The organism is Anabaena azotica FACHB-119 (assembly GCF_014697625.1).
Classification (GTDB): Bacteria; Cyanobacteriota; Cyanobacteriia; order Cyanobacteriales; family Nostocaceae; genus Trichormus; species Trichormus azoticus_A.
Genome location: NZ_JACJSG010000012.1, coordinates 120,447 through 137,449 on the forward strand (window position 1 = coordinate 120,447; position 17,003 = coordinate 137,449).

Consider the following 17,003-nt stretch of genomic DNA (forward strand, 5'->3'; position numbering starts at 1 on the left):
AAGTCACAGATAAACTTAAATCATTATTAAATTTACTTATGTTTATCTGCTTCCATCTCTGGTTTTATATATAGATTCGCATGAATAAATAAACTTTTAGCAAACAGAAGTAGATTAGCTTTGATTAAGATTTGGTTACCTGTAAGTTAAGGCATTTAAGTATCTACCGAAGAGAATGTATTCCTTTAAAGCCTCAATCAAGTGAATACTCTATTAGTTATATTAGCTAGAATTGTTAAAAAAATAATAAATAATTAGTATTATTACTTATATATCAAGTCAAGATATAGCAGTCGCCCTATAGATTAGGACATCATTCAATCTTCAAACCTTTACTTTCAAAGGCTTTTAACCCTGTCCCCTGTAACCTGTCCCCTGCTATAAATATTTTATCTTTAACAATTCCAGTTGTATATTATACAATAAAACAGTTAAATTTTATTTTAAAGCACATAAACTAAACAAAGTAATATTAGCAGCATAAGCTTATAAAGAAAATAGCAGAATATATTGAATATTTAACCTTGGTTTTTGGCAAGATAATCCAGGCTTTTTCATTTTATAGATATTGTAATGGTATATCTATAATGAATTCTGTTCCCTCTTCAGGAGTAGAATTACAAATTAATTTACCTTTATGTTTTTCCACTACTATTTGATAACTAATAGATAGACCTAATCCTGTACCACTACCGATTGGCTTAGTAGTAAAAAATAGATCAAAAATTTTCTGTTGTGTTTCTTCTGTCATCCCACAACCATTATCAGATATAGAGATTCTTATGGTATTAGAGTTTATTAATGCAGTATTAATACGAATTTGCGGTCTGTGCATTCGTTCATTATCTTTAAAGTTTGAATGTTCTAAAGCGTCAATTGCGTTGGTCAATATATTCATGAATACTTGATTAAGTTGACTAGCATAACAAGTGACTGGAAGTAATTTTCCATAGTCTTTAATAATTTCAATTTCAGGTTTTACTTGCTCACACAATCGTTTATTGCTACTACCAATTTTCTTAATTCGATGTTGCAAAAGTAGCAAAGTATTATCAATGCCTTCATGAATATCAACTGGTTTCATTTCGGCTTCATCCAAACGAGAAAAGTTACGTAGACTCAGAACTATGTTGCGGATTCTTGTACTGCCAAGTTTCATAGAACTGAGAATTTTTGGTAAATCATCAATAATAAAATTCAAATCAATTTCTTGTGACTTCTCTATAATTTTAGGATTAGCAATAGAATACTCCTGCTGATATATCTTAATTAAATCTAATAAGTTTTCGATATAGGTGCTAGTGTAGTGAAGATTGGCATGGATAAAGTTGATGGGATTGTTAATTTCGTGGGCTATTCCCGCTACCATTTGCCCTAGAGACGACATTTTTTCACTTTGGACTAATTTAGCTTGAGTTAATTTCAACTCTTCAAGAGCAGCTTGCAAACTAGAATTCTTTTGGTTAATTTCTGCGGTTCTAATAGCTACTTTTTCTTCTAATGTATGATTAGAGTCTTCTAGTTTTTCTTTAGCTGTGGCTAACTTTTTATAGAGCATAGCATTCTCTAACGAGATTGCAGCTTGTGTAATTAAAAGTTTGAGAATTTCCAAGCGATCGCGTGTAAATGCTCCTATAATTAAATTATTTTCTAAATACACAATTCCCAATAACTTATTTTGTTTAATCATGGGAAGGCATAAAATGCTCTTCGGATTTCTCCATCTTAAATAACTATCTGTAGCGAACATATTGGTAAATTCTGTATGCTCAATAACTAATATTTCTTGAGTTCGTTTGACATAGTTAATAACATTTATCGGCACATCCTGACTAGACTCGAATGGAATTGATGAAAACTCTGTATGGTTAGCTGTAAATGTCGAGTTATTGCTAACTGCGGTAACGTTTAAGGTATTATCTTCTTTTAAAAGCAGAACACACTTTGAAGCGCCAGTATTTTCCATGACTAATTCAATGAGCTTAGAAATAAGCTGTTGGAGTTCAATTTCTCCCGATAGAACTTGTGAAGCTTTGATCACAGCCGACAAATCTAGTATATTGCCGATGCTGGTGCTACGAGCGCTAATCACACTTTGAGTAGTCGTGAGAGTGGGATCACTATCAACATCAGTATTAGTATTATTAGATTGAGACTGGCTTTGCTCCTGCAATCTTGCTTTACTAACAGTAGTTAAAAATTGGGGATAACGTGTTTTTAAGTCTTGAATCTTAGCTAATGCACCCCAACAAAGATAACAGTGGTAAGCATCAATTACATAAGTTTGGGCAAACTTATGTTTACCCCATTGCAAATAAAATTTAGCAGCGAGTTCATTGGCTAAAGCTTCCTCTTGAAGATATCCATATTCTTGAGCTAAAGCTATGGCGCGATCGTACAATTCCATAGCATCTACATTATTACCAATTACTCGATTTAGCTCTGCTTCTACTAAATAATATTTATGTAAAAAATTCATAGGGGCATTTTCTGCCCATTTTTTCATTCTTTGTTGATTCTTTATGACATATTTTAGAATATTATGTTGCTCATTTTTATCCTTATCTAAACACAAAGCTAAGGCAGATAAAGAGCTATAAAAATTGAAAATTGTCACCACAAATTTTGCTGGTGCTGTATTTAAATACTCCTCTGCACAAGTAGCATTTTCCCAAGCCTGGGCATAATTTCCCAATAAATAGCAGAGAAATAGTTTTTGCAAATATATATAAAATATTACAACTTTATTTCCTATGCCATGCAAAAGAGGCAGCATATTTTCTTCATTATATGCTATACCCTGTAAATAACATGAACCTTCTACACTCAATAGATTTAATACTGTTTGCCAGTTAATTGTGTGTAGCTGTAATGGTATTTCCTGTTTCAATTGGCTAATTTTGTCAGAATAATTATTCATTTCCTTCTCTAGTTCTGTTAGGTTATTTCCTAAGAAAAAGGAATGCTCAGAGTTCATATATATGGCGTAAGCAGCTTGCTCTAAATCTCCAGTCTCTAAACCTACTGAGTAAGCGGTTGTTAAAGAATTTAAGGTTTTTTTGAGGTGTTGCTGCCAATGTATTGTAAAATTATTTACAACAAAAGTTGTGATGCAAACTAGTCCTCTGGGATTAAAGATATCTAATAAGTTTAAAGCTACCTGACCTAAGCGATAACAAGAAGAGTAATCAGCAAATAGATTCCAACAAATCACTGCATAAACTGCATATGCCAGAGATGATACATCACAATTTCCACAGACAAGTGATAAATTAACTTGTTTAAGAGCTATAAAAGAAAATAGCAGAGGATTACTAGCATAACTAATAGGTAAAAGTCGCCCTAGTATTCTCATCCATATTAATTTTTTGTCGTTGGTAAGATGAGGTAAATTAACTAAACTTTCAATCTCTTTTCCGGCTAAAGCTAACTGTACTTGTTGTAATTCAACTTCAATATCTGCCTGAGAGGGTTGTGCTGTAAACGCTAAATCCAGTAAATTTAATACTTCTATCCCTATTCTAATGGCATCAAAACTATAACCTTGTGCTTTATATGCTTCTATTTTAATTTCATAGACTTTAAGTTTATGTATTAGCGATTTAGCTCGTATTAAAACTATTTCTACTAATTCCCTCATCTGCTGAAAATTGCCACTGAGATACGCAGCTTCTGCGGCAGTTTCATGTAAAGCTAGGGTAAGCTCATATTGAGAATTCCAACAATTAGGTTGTAAAAGTTCAATACCAGTGATTAAGTATTTAATAGCAGTTGAATAAGCTGCTGATGCTAAAGCTTTACGTCCAGCAGCCAGATTCATTTCTGCTAATTCATTACATTGTTCTTGATCAGTAATTAATTCTATGGCAACATTAAACTGATTAACCAGTTCAAATATCTTTTCTTCCCGTTCGGCAAGTGGAATGTTATTATAAAGTAATCTGCCAATTTCTAAATGAAGAGATTTTTTGTTTGTTTCCGAGATGAGAGAGTAAGCTGCTTGCTGTATTCTGTCATGCACAAACTTATACTTAGTGAACTGATAATTATTTGGTAGTTCGTTTGTTGGCAGATGGGTAAGACCTATATTTTCATGAATATCTATTTCGGGTATTATATTATAGTAACTACCTTGAAAGATAATCAGCCCTTCTAGTAATGCCATCCTTAAGCAATAGGCTGTACTTAATATAGAATTTTTGTAAACGATCGCCAAAGTTTTTAAATCAAACTCATTACCAATACAAGCCGCAATTTTTAATACTTCTTGAGTCACTGAAGGCAAATTTTTGATTTGCTCTGCTATAAATTCTACAACATCATCAGTAAAAGTTAAATTTTGTATTTTCTCCGCATCATATTCCCAGTATCCAGCTTCTGAATTTAATCTAATTAATTCATTTTCATAAAGAGATTTGAGAAACTGGGTTACAAAAAAGGGATTTCCTTTAGTTTCAGTAAAGATGATTTGAGTTAGGGTTAAGGTGACTTCATGACTACAACGAAGAGTATCAGCAACTAATTGATTCAAATCATTTCGCGTTAAAGGTAATAAATTAATAATATTGACCTTGATATTAACTTCGTTAATTTTTTTAATGGTCAAAGACAATGGATGTGTGGGTGAAACCTCATGATCCCGATACGCGCCAACTAACAGTAGTCCATCATTAATATTATTATTTTTTTTAATTACGCTTTGACTAATTAATAGCTGAATGAAGTTGAGAGAAGCTACATCTGCCCATTGCAAATCATCTAAAAAAATGACTAAAGGATGTTCTTTATTAGTAAAGACACGAATGAATTTCAGTAAAAGCTTATTGAAGCGATTTTGACAAGTACTACCAGTAAACTCAGCAACAGGAGTCTGTTCACCAATAATCTTTTCTAGTTCAGGAATTACTTCTGTGAGGATGTAACCTTGAGTATCTAATGCCGTTAATATTTTGTTTTTCCAATGTTGAATTTGGGCATCATTCTCTGATAGTATTTGTCTAATTAAATCTCGTAATGCTTGTAGTAATGCGGACAAAGGTATATCACGTTGAAACTGATCAAATTTGCCTTTAATAAAGTAATTACTTTGGCGTAAAATCCGCTTATGAACTTCTTTAATTACAGCAGTTTTGCCGATACCAGAAGCACCTGAAACTAAAAGCATCTCAGTTTTGCCAATTGCGACTCGCCCAAATATAGTTAGGAGAGTTTCTATTTCCTTTTGGCGACCATACAATTTTTCAGGAATCACAAAATTTTGGGAAATATCTCGCTGTCCTAACTCAAAGCAGGCTATATTGCCAGTTGTTTGCCACTGACTGCGGCAAATTTCCAAGTCATGTTTTATTCCTTGAGAACTCTGATAGCGGTCTTCAGCATTTTTGGCTATGAGCTTGTTGATAATATTAGATAAAATTAGGGGAACGTGAGGATTAATATGACTGACTCTGGGCGGTTCTTTAGCTATGTGGCAGTAAACTAACTCCATAGGTTCACTGCTGGTAAAAGGCAACAAACCTGTCAGTAATTCAAAGAAGGTGATACCTAAAGAATAAAAATCAGAACGATAGTCAATACCTCGATTCATTCTGCCTGTTTGTTCAGGAGAAATATAAGCTAGAGTACCTTCTAAAACATTGGGATTTAGGAAAGATTGAATTTCTCTAGGTAAAATAGTCGCCAGACTAAAGTCTATGATTTTAATTTCACCCGTAGTAGGGTTGATAAGAATATTAGCGGGCTTAATATCTTTGTGAATTATCCGCTCACGATGTAGTTCATCAAGAATGGCTGTAATTCCAATAGCAATATGAAAGAACTCATCCAGAGAAATTTGTTTATGTTTGTCTTTGTAATTTTTTTGTTGCCAGTCTTTTAAAGATATGCCATCAAAGTCTTCCATCACCAAAGCATAGCTGTTGTAGTAACTCTCTAAGCTTAGGGGTTTGACAATACCAGACAGGTGAAGATTTTTAGTGATGTTGTACTGATTACGAAACTGACCAATTTCTGCGAAAGTAGGATATTCAGTCCGCATTATTTTGATGATGACTGATTCTTGGGTTCGTTGCTTAATGGCACGATACACCAGAGTTTTGCTACTTATATAGATTTGTTCGGTAATACGATAGCCTGGGATACAATATTCCGTGCCTATTAATACTGACATTATACTTGAATTTAACTATATTATGTTTATTATTTAGTATTCCCATGTGACTGCCGTCACTATACATTTGCCAAAAATTTGTCAATGAATTGGGGGCTAGGTGTTGAAAGGCTATGGCGGATTTAAATCTGCTTATTTGCCATTACGAGAACAACCCGTAGCATCTGCTGCTAATTTTTTTGTGGCTAGTGTTGCCAATAGGAAATTGCGCGATCGCATTCTTACCGCCATAGCTTGATCTGTAAAATTATTCAAAGATTTATTGACAACTAAATTATTATTTTTACTTTTGAAAAGTGGCGATCGCCGCCAAATGTTTTATTTACTGGTCGCTAACACTTGCGCTAAAATCTCTAATAAATCCTTTGCTGTGTATGGTTTAGATAAAAAAGTTTCTGCCCCAGCAACAATAGCATCTTGCTCGTTGGCGGGTAAGCCACTAGTAGCAATAATTTTCACGTTGGGGTTGAGGCTGTGCAAGGTACGAATAGTGATTAATCCATCCATATTGGGCATAAACATATCTAGCAAGACGGCATTAATTTCTTGTTCATATTGGATATAAAGAGTGAGTGCCTCAATGCCATCATTAGCTACCAGGATTTTGTAATTATAATTTTCTAAGGTTGTTTGAATGGTTTGTTGAACTGATACTTCATCATCTACCACTAAAATCGACTCACCATTACCTCGAAGTAATTCAGCTTTTGTAATTGTCTGGGTTGCTGCACCTTCTCCTCTGGGCAAAAAGACCTGAAATTGTGTCCCTTTACCTAACTGAGTTGAGACCTCTACAAAACCACAGTGGTTTTTGACAATACCTAAAACTGTTGACAAGCCTAACCCTGTACCTTTACCGATTTCTTTAGTGGTAAAAAAGGGATCAAAGATGCGTTCTAAAAATTCTGGCGCAATTCCCATCCCTGTATCCGATACGGTCACAACGACGTAGCCCCCTGCATGAGCCTCAATGTGCTTTCGAGAGTATGTGGTGTCAATCATCCGATTTTCGGCTGTGATGGTGAGTTTACCACCATTAGGCATAGCATCACGGGCATTGACTGCCAAATTCATGAACACCTGTTCGAGTTGGGTAGGATCAGCTTGTACCGTCCATAGTTTGCCTTTAGGGATATTGCTAATAATTTCAATTGATTTAGGAAATGTTTGCTTAATGACTGTAACTAATTCTTTGAGTAAATGTTCGGGTTGTAAAAGTATATGTTGACCTTCTGTGCCACGAGTAAAGGTGAGAATTTGTTTAATTAAGTTGGCTCCACGTTGAGAACTGGTTTCTAGTGTTTGAAACAGTGCTTGAGTCCTTGCATCAACATTTTTACATTTTAAAGGCAGTAATTGGGCAATCATCAAGATGGGAGCAAAGACGTTGTTGAGGTCATGTGCAATACCACTGGCGAGAGTTCCTACACTCTCCAAGCGTTGAGCGCGGTAAAATTGTTGCTCTAGTTGTTTTTTCTCGGTGATATCGGTGTTAACCACAAGAATTGATTGGGGATGTCCGAAGAGATTTTGTACCAATGTCCACCGACTAGCAACGGTAATTTCTCTACCAGTTTTGGTAATTTGCTCTAACTCACCTTGCCAAGAACCATCTTCGAGAGTAGCCTGTAAACCTATTTCCAGTTGGGATAATAATTCTCTTTGAAAGATTTCATGGGCTATTGTCCCTAAAGTTTCCTCTGCTGTCCAACCGTATAAACTCTCAGCCCCTCGGCTCCAAAAGATAATATGATTTTGCAAATCCCGAACGAAAATCGCATCGGTAGCCACATCAATTAAGGCTGCTTGTTCACGAATTTTCTGTTGCGTTTGTTTGAGAGCGCTCACATCTTTGATCGTCACAAAATAAGCAATTTTTCCCGCCCAAGTAATGCGGGTGCTGGTAATTTCAACATCAATGATGCTTCCATCCCGCCTGCGGTGTTGGCATTCTCCGTAATAGTTAAGGGGTAATTCTTGGGAACGATACTGCTCTATTTTTTCTTCAAAAACAGGAATTTCTTCAGGAGCGAGAATATCAACAAGAGTCATGGCTAAAAATTCTGATTGGGAGTAGCCATAGTGCGCGATCGCCGCTTGATTGACAGCTACAAAAGCCAGGGTTTGGGGGTCGAAAATCCACATAGGCTGAGGATGATTTTCAAACAGCAGGCGATACTGTGCTTCTGATGCTTTGAGCTGCTCCTCGGCTTGTTTGCGTAAGCGAAGCTCGTCGAAAACATCGCTGAGATCGCGGAATAACCAGTACAGACGAATTAATCCCTGGTGGTCACATTCTGCCGCTAAAGAAATAGCAGTGGGTAATAGTTGTTTTTGTCTTGGTTTTAAAAACACTTCTATTTCTTGGAATAAGAGCCTGACTGTCCGGTAGGTCTTTTTTTGCTGACTGGTTGAGGGGGGGAAATTTTTTCCCCCCTCAATCAGCAATTTTTGCAGTTTTTCCAATTGTTCGTAAATAATTCCATGATCTCCAGAGTCCACAAACAAAATTAGAGGTTTACCTACCATGTAATCATGGCGAATATTCAGCAAGTTTTGCGCTGCATGGTTGGCTTCTAAGATAACTCCCTGGTCATCAGTCACCATATAGGCATCTGGAGCAAAGTTGAATAAATCTTGATAGCGTTGGCGTTCTAATTCCAACATTTGATGAGTACCCAGCAATTCCTCGTTTTGCTGGTGCAATTCCTCCGCCATAACACTCAACTCCTCCAAGGCTGTGGAGAGTTCGGCGATCGCTAATGAGAGCAAGTCTTTATTAATGCTAGATGGAGCATTCGCTTGTTGCTGAATCTGTGCTAAACGCTCTTGAGCAGATATGATTTGTTGATCTAAGTGTAAATCTTTAGGGGTCATCGGCTTGGCTCTCTTTCATCAATAAGATTACTCCGGTTCTTTCCCGGTCAAAGCCGAGCAGGGGATTGTAACTAATATGACATTGAATCTTGCGTCCTCGGCGGTTAATCGCCTCGATCACCATTTCCTGGCGCTGTGTCACTCCTGCTAGACAGTTGCGGATTGGCTCACGCAATCGCTCCACTGGTAAGCCAATATCGAGACTAAACAGTGATTGGTTCTGGACTTCCTCACGGCGTAGTCCCCAAAGGTTTTCTGCTTCTTCATTCCAACTGAGAATATTAAATTGGCGGTCAACGACCATCACTCCAGCCTGCAAGCTAGCCAAGATAGAATTTAAAAAAGCGTTGGCTTGGTTGAGGTCGTTGGTACGCTGGCGTAAATCTTCATTAATAGTTTGTAATTCTTCGTTGGTAGAGTGGAGTTCTTCGTTGATGGTCTCTAATTCTTCATTTGCCGACTGAAGTTCTTCGTTAGTGGTTTCTAGTTCTTCGTTGGTAGATTGGAGTTCTTCGTTGGTGGTTTCTAGCTCCTCGTTGCTAGACTGGAGTTCTTCATTGGCAGTTTCTAGTTCTTGATTAGTTTGCTGGAGAACTGCTTGCAGGTCTTGACAACGGGTCATGTCATTAAAGGTGATACTTACACCTATAATTTCGCGATCGCTGTCTTCTAGGGGGACTATATACACGTCTAAATATTGGACTTGTTCATCTCGAAGATTACGAATCACATCTGTCACTAAAATCGGGGTGCGCTCTCGGTAAGCTTGCTCAATGGGAGAGCGCAACTCTAGCGGACGATAGGAGATTTCTAAATCTTGCAAAGGGCAACCTTGATCTAGGATATTAATATTAAACATAGCTCTAGCTTGCTCATTTGCCAGCATTAAATTTCCTTGATAGTCCACAACTAACTGAGCAAAGGGAAGCGCATCAAAAGCTGCTTCTCGCAAGCGTAAGTCCTGGGTTAAATAAATGCCTGTTTCATCCTCAAGCATTTGCGGATAGGGAAAAAAGCGCTCACGACGGTTGTTTTTGGGGACTCGGTGAAAGATGCGTTGTTGCAAACTGATGGCTGTAAACAGGTTTGTGTGGGTCAGCAACATTTCTGCTTTGCCCAAAAATAAAACACCTGTGTCATTGAGGGCAAACCGAAACCGATCTAAAATTTTTGCCTGGGTTTCACTATTAAAATACATCAGGGTATTGCGACATACCAGCAGGTCAAGACGGGAAATTGGCGCATCCTGTACCAAGTCGTGACGACCAAAAATTACCTGTCGGCGCAAGTCGGGGCGGAAAACGTAGCGATCGCCCATTGATTCAAAGTATTTCTCTCGCAGTTCTCTTGAGATGGGCTGGAGTTTCTTTTCAGTATAAATGGCGTGACGGGCTTGTTCTAGGGCTTCTTCATCTACGTCAGTAGCATAAATTCTGACTCGCTGACGGAATTTTTCTACTCCCATGACTTCAGCGAAAACCATCGCCAAGGTGTAAGCTTCTTCACCAGAAGCACATCCTGCACTCCAAACCCGGATGTAGGCTTTTTCTGATTTACCATTGAGCAGGCGCGGGATAGTTTCTGTTTGCAGATATTTCCAGGCACTAGCATCTCGAAAAAAAGCAGTTACATTAATTAAGATTGTATTAAATAGGGGGGCAAATTCCTCTGGGTGAACTTGCAAGTAATCTAGGTAGTCACTAAAAGTTTCAATTTGCTGACTAGACATTTGTCTGCGTACTCGCCGCATGAGACTCGAACGCTTATAGCCTGTGAAATCAAAGCCCCGCGATCGCCTGAGAAATTCCAAAAGTTCTTCAAATGCTAGCTCTTCGTTGTTATTGTTCATGAATGACGATGTGGGAACCCTGAAAATAGCGTTTTGTTAGGGCGGGGTTATGTTTTGACATTTTATTACATTCAAGCAAAGTCTATGTAAAGTTTTTAGCCTGCAAACTTTAACTGATAATAAATACTCACAGTGAGATTTGCAGAAAGTTTACAGCAAAATATATATACAAAATATATGCAAATTCAGTGAATTTAGGGAAACGTTGAGATTGATGCAGAGATCATACTTAAGTTGCTACTTGTTTGATTAAGGTGATCAAGGCAGAGGCGATTTCTGGCAAAGGTAAGATCATATCTACCATCCCTGTGGCGATCGCTGCTTTAGGCATACCAAAAAATTCCGAAGTTGCCTGATCTTGTGCAATGACCATACCACCCATTTGCTTGATTGCCTGAACTCCCATCGCTCCATCATTCCCCGCTCCAGTTAACACAACGGCGATCGCTCGTTCTTTATAACTAGCGGCTACTGAGTCAAACAATAAGTCCGCAGATGGACGCAGAAAATGTACTAACTGTGATTGCGTTAAGCAAACAGTGCCATCAAGATTAACTAATAAATGATGGTCTGGTGGGGCAATATATACTCTTCCAGGCTTTAGCCTATCTCCTTGTTGTGCCTGTTTCACTAGTAACAAGGTGTATCGGCTGAGAATATCTGCCATCAAAGAAGGATGTCGCGGGTCAAGATGCTGAACTATGACGATTGCACAGGGAAAGGTAGCAGGTAAATGCGCCAGAATTTGAGATATGGCTTTGAGTCCACCCGCCGAAGCGGCGATCGCCACGATATCAAAATCTACTCCCAGTAAATTAACTGGATGTTCTGGTTCTTGTTTATCTATTAATTTTTTCATTCACTTAAATTAAAATTTATCCGAATTCTTTAAATAGTAAAGAAAATCCCACTCTGAATTTTGTTAAACGTTGTTAGCTATTTATTAATTTTATTACCTGACATCTTGCACCTAACGATTAACATCGAGGCTACACAAACAAAGCCTGCCTACGCAGGCTGGAAAACCTTGATTTATCGTTAGTCCGCGCAGGCGGTGAGACCAGTCCTGTAGGCGGGTTTCCCACCGTAGGGAACTGGCGAACCCGGAGGGACTTGGCTTGTGTAGCCACGACTTCCAGTCGTTAAGGCTTGGTGCAAGATATAAGTTACCTGTAGCCCAAGACAACTATAATCATCTGGACAATACCCATCCTACTTATATATTAAAAATCAAGGATGAGTTCTATATTTTAATAAATATTTAGCTGGCAGGATCTGCTAATCTTTTTCGTACATCTGCTTATGCTTGGCTAACAGTTGCAAATATTTATCATTAGTTTTTGCTGCTATCCACTTAGTTTTAAATATAGCTGCCGACTCAGCTTTAATCGGGTCTACATCGTAGGGCAGAATCTCTTTTTTATCATGAGAATTATTGGCATCTGGCTGATATTTTCTGCCACTTTTATGATTAGCATAACGGCGCGATCGCGTGTAGCCCATTTGCAGAAACTTCCGCGCCATATCTGCACCAATAAAATCATCCTGCTCTAAATAATCGATAAACATTTCGTAAATTTTTTGACTTGATTCCCTAGCAATCTCAGGAGTTTTGAAGCGCCAATAAGGGAGAATCTCTGATTTATATGGCTCAACTAAAAGTACACCCTGTTCGCCTTTACCAACAAGATACAGTTCAGGATGCTGACGAAAATCGATATTCTTGAAGTCTAAAGAATAATCAAAAGCCATGATTGTTTTTGATCATGGATCATAAAATCTAAAAATAGAGTTAGACTTCCATCTTTATAGGGAAATTTCTGCTGCTATGGTAACTACCCCCCATTCCCTGAACAGTGTGTTGATACCGGGTAATCTGCGTAAAGTGCATCACATAGCCCTGAATGTTAAAGATATGCAGGCTTCCCGGCATTTTTACGGTAATATTTTAGGACTACATGAACTCACAGGTGATGAAGTACCAGCTACTTTGGTGGAACTCGTCACCGCAGGTAAAGTAGCCAACTTTGTCACGCCTGACGGGACAATTCTCGACTTATTTTGGACACCTGATTTAACACCGCCAAATCCAGACCCAGAGCAGAGTTTTACCAGAGCATACCATTTAGCGTTTGATATTGATCCTCGTTTATTTGAGCTGGCGCTGGCAGTATTGCAGGAAAATGAGATGGCGATCGCTCATGGCCCTGTCACTCGTCCTACTGGTAGAGGTGTATACTTCTACGACCCCGATGGCTTGATGATTGAGATTCGCTGCGATCCGCAATAAGGGGAATGGGGACTGGGAAAAATAAATCATCATCAAACTAACTGTAGGGTGCGTCAGCCACAATAATTTCGTACATAAAGGATTTTCTACATCTGACGCACCCTACCCCAAGTGCCAGTTACGTAAGTCCTGTAAAAAACAAATGTCAATTAATTAGATAAATTAGGACATAAATTCATCATCAAACCATGACATAAAACAGATTTTGAACCAATTCCCTGTTACCTATTACCTATCACTCAATATCTATTAGTAAAGGCGCAGAAATTAACCTGACCGTTAGATTAGGCTAACTTCTGCTACACTCCTTGCATATATAAAAAATAACAGTGTTTCAAACTTTAAAACTGCCAAATTGCCACAAAACTTTTTATTTGATACTTATTAAAGTTAACACGTCATAAATACTGAACTTTAATTCATACTCATTTTCTTCACGAGTGCCTCATGTTGTTTTTCTATAACTATATTCATGGAACTCAGAATTAGACCTAACGGGACTTAGGCAAAAAACTAGCTAGAAAACACCTCAAATGTATATACAGAAAGACTTTGACATCGATTTGCCTAGTTTCTTGATATATCTGGGTTTCAAGCATTTTTGAGCCTTTTGTGTATTTTTCTTGTACTGTAAGAGTTTGAGGCTTGTTTCTGCCTCAAAAATGTTTAAGTCCCACTAATTGTGGCGCAGTAGTCAAAAAAACTCTATCTACAAGAACTCATGTTTGTAAATGCGGATTTGTGATGGATAGAGATTGGAACGCAGCGATCAACATTCTGAAACTAGCCTTGGGTACTACGGGTCAGGTAGGAACCTGGATCTATGATCCGAACGCTACCCTTCGGGAACGCCAAGGGCGAACAGGAGATTCGACCTCTACTCATGCTCTTTGAAATCTTGTGTGAGCAAGTTGGGTCTATGAATGAAGAATCTCCGCACTTATAGCGGAGATTGTCAAAATCCTAAAGGTTGTCCGAGGTGATAGGTTTCTTCAGGTTTTAGCCGCATATGCAAGCCTCTATCTAGCTGATCGTACCAGGCGATGACAGCCAAAGAGTTAGAAATGCGATTAGTGGCCGTAACACCACCAATGCCAACAGCATGATCTCTTAGTACCCGGAGGAGCATTTCTTTATCAAAGATACCTAACTCGTCAATTTGCGATCGATGAATCATGTCTTCTAGGCTTGCTAGGTTTTGATTCAAACCTGCCCAGTAGCGTTCATTGTAATCGCATTTGTACTTTCTGGTGCGGATGGGTTCAGGAAGGATGCCTTGCATAGCCATCTGGAATACAGGTCGCTTCATTGAGGGGTTTTCACGTAGCTCAAGAGGAAGAGCCAGACCAAAAGTTAACAAACGGGGGTCAAGAAAAGGTTGAGAGTTGGTCATCCCCAAAGGTGCTGCTAGAAACCATGATACCCAATCGCCCGCGCACCCTTGCAACACAGTCGGAATATAGCGGTGTTCCAGTGGGTAAGAAAATAACTGCTTGATCATCTGCTGACTCTTGCTTGGCAAGTCGTAAGCGTCAGCAAAAGTTGGTTTCAGCCACGGCGGAATGGAATATTTGCCCAAATTATCTGGCCATTTGCCCCAGTTTCGCCGCAGCAATATGTCAATTCCCGCACGAAGATGAAGGGGTAAAACAGGCTCCAAGGCATACTCCCACAAAATTGACCAAAGGCTCGCATTGAGCGCCTCAGCCCAGCGACGGGCTTCATGAAGCGCACGCAACCATTGGCGACGGAAAATAAAATCTGCCAGATAAAACTGATTACCTTCAAAGACAAGCTCCTCGCCGAAACCCGTCAGAATTGTACTCGCGCCAAGATTGTAGGCTGCGTCATTCAACAACTTCCAAAAAGATATCTGGTGGAGAAAGGCAAAGGGTTCATCGTGGAAGGGAAGGTCATCTTGAAACCACTCAAAATCTAATATGGTGTCAACGTGGATAAAGTGTGGCTTAATCGGCCCACCTTGGTTCACAATCATGTCGATATATCGTCTTTCACCAACCAAGCTTGGTAATTGATAGTCTATCGATAGAGTATGCAGCCATTTTACGGACTCCTCACTCTCAAACAAGTCGCGTGCCAGACAAACCACGGCGGAGCTATCCATACCGCCAGAAAGGTGTGCAGCGATCGTCCCACGATGCGATCGCTGTTCGATGGCAGCTCGCAATCGTTGCGTCATAGCCTCGGCTGCTTCTGGTAAAGTGATGCCCTTGAGATCGGGGGCTTGTTTTAACCAATCCCATTCCCACAGCAACTCGATCGCACCATTGGAATACAACTTCTGCATGGTTCCGGGGCGGATACGTTGGCAAGGCTCCAGTGCTGTCTGTTCAAGCGGCATTTCATTTCGATGACAGGGTGCCATCAAGTGAGCAGCAAGAAAATCCAGATTGGGAGAAATTCCCGATATCTGGGAACCCAGGGACAGCAGACTGGTACTGACGCGGATAATTTTGTTGACGCATACCCAATACAACGGCCAATGCCCCATCGGATCACGCATTACCACTAGGCATTGTTGAGAAAGTTCCCAAAGTACAAGGGAAAATTCGCCTTGCAATCTTTGTAGCCCATATGTGCCTTCACAGCAGAACAGTTCCAGAATTAACTCCGCATCTGTCAGGTTTCTCACATCCCGTTTATGGGAAAGTAGCATATTAAGTTCTTCTCGATAATGGAGTTGTCCCATCAAGACAACAGCCAAACTTTCTTGCTCATTTTTGGCGTGGGAAACTAATGGCTCACTATGACGACTGCTCCTGCCGGGATCAAACAAGTGGTATTCAACTTCTCCACTATTGCTGAGAATGACATTAAATCCTGCTCGCACATTTATATCCTTCTGTGTAAATTAGTTCACATATTTACCCGCATTAAGCGTAGTTTTGATTCTCTGCCCCATGAGAAGAAGTCGTAAAACTATGCACTGCCAACTGTCTCAGTAGTTTTAGTTGTACCGTGCTACGGGAGTAAATTGCTCACAGTGATCAACATCATCTGTTAATACCCTATCTGCACACTCAACCCAAGCGTGTCCTCGGAAAGGATAACAATTAATCCCCACAACCAGTGTTGGTGAATAGTCATAAACAGCTTGCAAAAGGTAATAGCCCACAAGGGCGCGTTCCTTGCACGTTACAGGAAATAATAGCTTGCGGGCAGCGATCGCGCGAACAACATGATCCACTGCAACAATAATTTCCATAGAATTTGCCACAACTTGTTTTTTTGGATGGTCGGGTTGTTGCTTGAATATAATCAGGCTGCGCTTCCAGCCTAGCAATCTTAGACTGAACCATGCCAAGGTGAGAAGAATACTCACCTGAAAACGACTCGGTTGTTTAGATCCAAGTGCTAACCTGTTAATCTTAGTTATCAACCGCAAGGGTATCAAAAATAGCAAATTCTGCAACCATTCAGTCCAGTTGACTATGGTGAGCAGGAAAGCGTGGAAGCCAGAGCTTTGTGCCAAAGAAGTTGAGCTAATTAAGTGCTTCTTGTGCAACTGTTTCAAGAGAGCCTCTAAGTCCTGCTCAATTTGCTTTGCAGGTGCATTATATTCGCCCGTCAGGTGTGTTATTGCAGTGTTCGTTCCGTATTCGAGGGTAAGAGCCAGCATTTTTGAGCCGATAGTATCTAATCCAAAAAACCGACCTCGATCAAAATCCAACACTGTTCCGTAATCGGGACTGATGAAAAAAATTACGTCTTCATTGAGACAGATTGAACCATTTCCACCTGTCAAAATGCGTGACTGTCTCTGGAGCGCTGGCGATTGTACCATCATCTTTCTAATG

Annotated in this window: 10 protein-coding genes; 3 read left to right on the forward strand and 7 right to left on the reverse strand. The window is 39.3% G+C overall.

Annotation, left to right across the window (positions count from 1 at the left end; genetic code table 11):
• Positions 1 to 559: 559 nt before the first annotated feature.
• On the reverse strand, positions 560 to 6,169 hold the full coding sequence (locus H6G83_RS10975) for an ATP-binding sensor histidine kinase (protein WP_190471251.1): 5,610 nt from the start codon (positions 6,167 to 6,169) through the stop codon (positions 560 to 562).
• 100 nt (positions 6,170 to 6,269) lie between these two features.
• Between H6G83_RS10975 and H6G83_RS10980 the strand changes: the two genes are divergently transcribed.
• Positions 6,270 to 6,407: a hypothetical protein gene (locus H6G83_RS10980; RefSeq protein ID WP_190471254.1), complete on the forward strand. Its 138-nt coding sequence runs from the start codon at positions 6,270 to 6,272 to the stop codon at positions 6,405 to 6,407.
• Between the two features lie 80 nt (positions 6,408 to 6,487).
• On the opposite strand, the gene H6G83_RS36370 is transcribed toward H6G83_RS10980, so the two are convergent.
• From H6G83_RS36370 to H6G83_RS11000, 4 genes are all read right to left on the reverse strand, one after another.
• Positions 6,488 to 9,046, reverse strand: coding sequence for a PAS domain S-box protein (locus H6G83_RS36370; RefSeq protein ID WP_190471257.1), 2,559 nt, complete (start codon positions 9,044 to 9,046; stop codon positions 6,488 to 6,490).
• On the reverse strand, positions 9,036 to 10,895 hold the full coding sequence (locus H6G83_RS36375) for a CheR family methyltransferase (protein ID WP_190471259.1): 1,860 nt from the start codon (positions 10,893 to 10,895) through the stop codon (positions 9,036 to 9,038). The genes H6G83_RS36370 and H6G83_RS36375 overlap by 11 nt, the downstream gene beginning before the upstream one ends.
• A gap of 229 nt (positions 10,896 to 11,124) precedes the next feature.
• Entirely contained in the window at positions 11,125 to 11,754 is a 630-nt protein-coding gene (locus H6G83_RS10995; RefSeq protein WP_190471262.1) for a chemotaxis protein CheB, read from the reverse strand.
• Between the two features lie 419 nt (positions 11,755 to 12,173).
• The gene (locus H6G83_RS11000; RefSeq protein WP_190471265.1) at positions 12,174 to 12,647 is read right to left on the reverse strand and encodes a DUF4385 domain-containing protein; all 474 of its coding nucleotides are present in this window, start codon (positions 12,645 to 12,647) and stop codon (positions 12,174 to 12,176) included.
• 76 nt (positions 12,648 to 12,723) lie between these two features.
• On the opposite strand from H6G83_RS11000, the gene H6G83_RS11005 reads away from it, so the two are divergent.
• Both H6G83_RS11005 and H6G83_RS11010 read left to right on the forward strand, forming a co-directional pair.
• Complete coding sequence (locus H6G83_RS11005) at positions 12,724 to 13,185, forward strand: VOC family protein (RefSeq protein ID WP_190471268.1); 462 nt, start codon at positions 12,724 to 12,726, stop codon at positions 13,183 to 13,185.
• A gap of 645 nt (positions 13,186 to 13,830) precedes the next feature.
• The gene (locus tag H6G83_RS11010; protein ID WP_390821688.1) at positions 13,831 to 14,079 is read left to right on the forward strand and encodes a zinc ribbon domain-containing protein; all 249 of its coding nucleotides are present in this window, start codon (positions 13,831 to 13,833) and stop codon (positions 14,077 to 14,079) included.
• A gap of 61 nt (positions 14,080 to 14,140) precedes the next feature.
• On the opposite strand, the gene H6G83_RS11015 is transcribed toward H6G83_RS11010, so the two are convergent.
• Positions 14,141 to 16,036 carry an asparagine synthase-related protein gene (locus H6G83_RS11015; protein WP_190471271.1) on the reverse strand — a complete coding sequence of 632 codons (1,896 nt, stop codon included), beginning with the start codon at positions 16,034 to 16,036 and terminating at the stop codon, positions 14,141 to 14,143.
• Positions 16,037 to 16,153: 117 nt separating this feature from the next.
• Positions 16,154 to 16,993: a lasso peptide biosynthesis B2 protein gene (locus tag H6G83_RS11020; protein ID WP_190471273.1), complete on the reverse strand. Its 840-nt coding sequence runs from the start codon at positions 16,991 to 16,993 to the stop codon at positions 16,154 to 16,156.
• Between the last annotated feature and the right edge of the window lie 10 nt (positions 16,994 to 17,003).

Bases quoted from the DNA above. Each gene is read 5' to 3' on its own strand.
- H6G83_RS36375 (WP_190471259.1), bottom strand. From the start codon at position 10,895: ATGAACAATAACAACGAAGAGCTAGCATTTGAAGAACTTTTGGAATTT.
- H6G83_RS11020 (WP_190471273.1), bottom strand. From the start codon at position 16,993: ATGATGGTACAATCGCCAGCGCTCCAGAGACAGTCACGCATTTTGACA.
- H6G83_RS10975 (WP_190471251.1), bottom strand. From the start codon at position 6,169: ATGTCAGTATTAATAGGCACGGAATATTGTATCCCAGGCTATCGTATT.
- H6G83_RS10995 (WP_190471262.1), bottom strand. From the start codon at position 11,754: ATGAAAAAATTAATAGATAAACAAGAACCAGAACATCCAGTTAATTTA.
- H6G83_RS36370 (WP_190471257.1), bottom strand. From the start codon at position 9,046: ATGACCCCTAAAGATTTACACTTAGATCAACAAATCATATCTGCTCAA.
- H6G83_RS11005 (WP_190471268.1), top strand. From the start codon at position 12,724: ATGGTAACTACCCCCCATTCCCTGAACAGTGTGTTGATACCGGGTAAT.
- H6G83_RS11000 (WP_190471265.1), bottom strand. From the start codon at position 12,647: ATGGCTTTTGATTATTCTTTAGACTTCAAGAATATCGATTTTCGTCAG.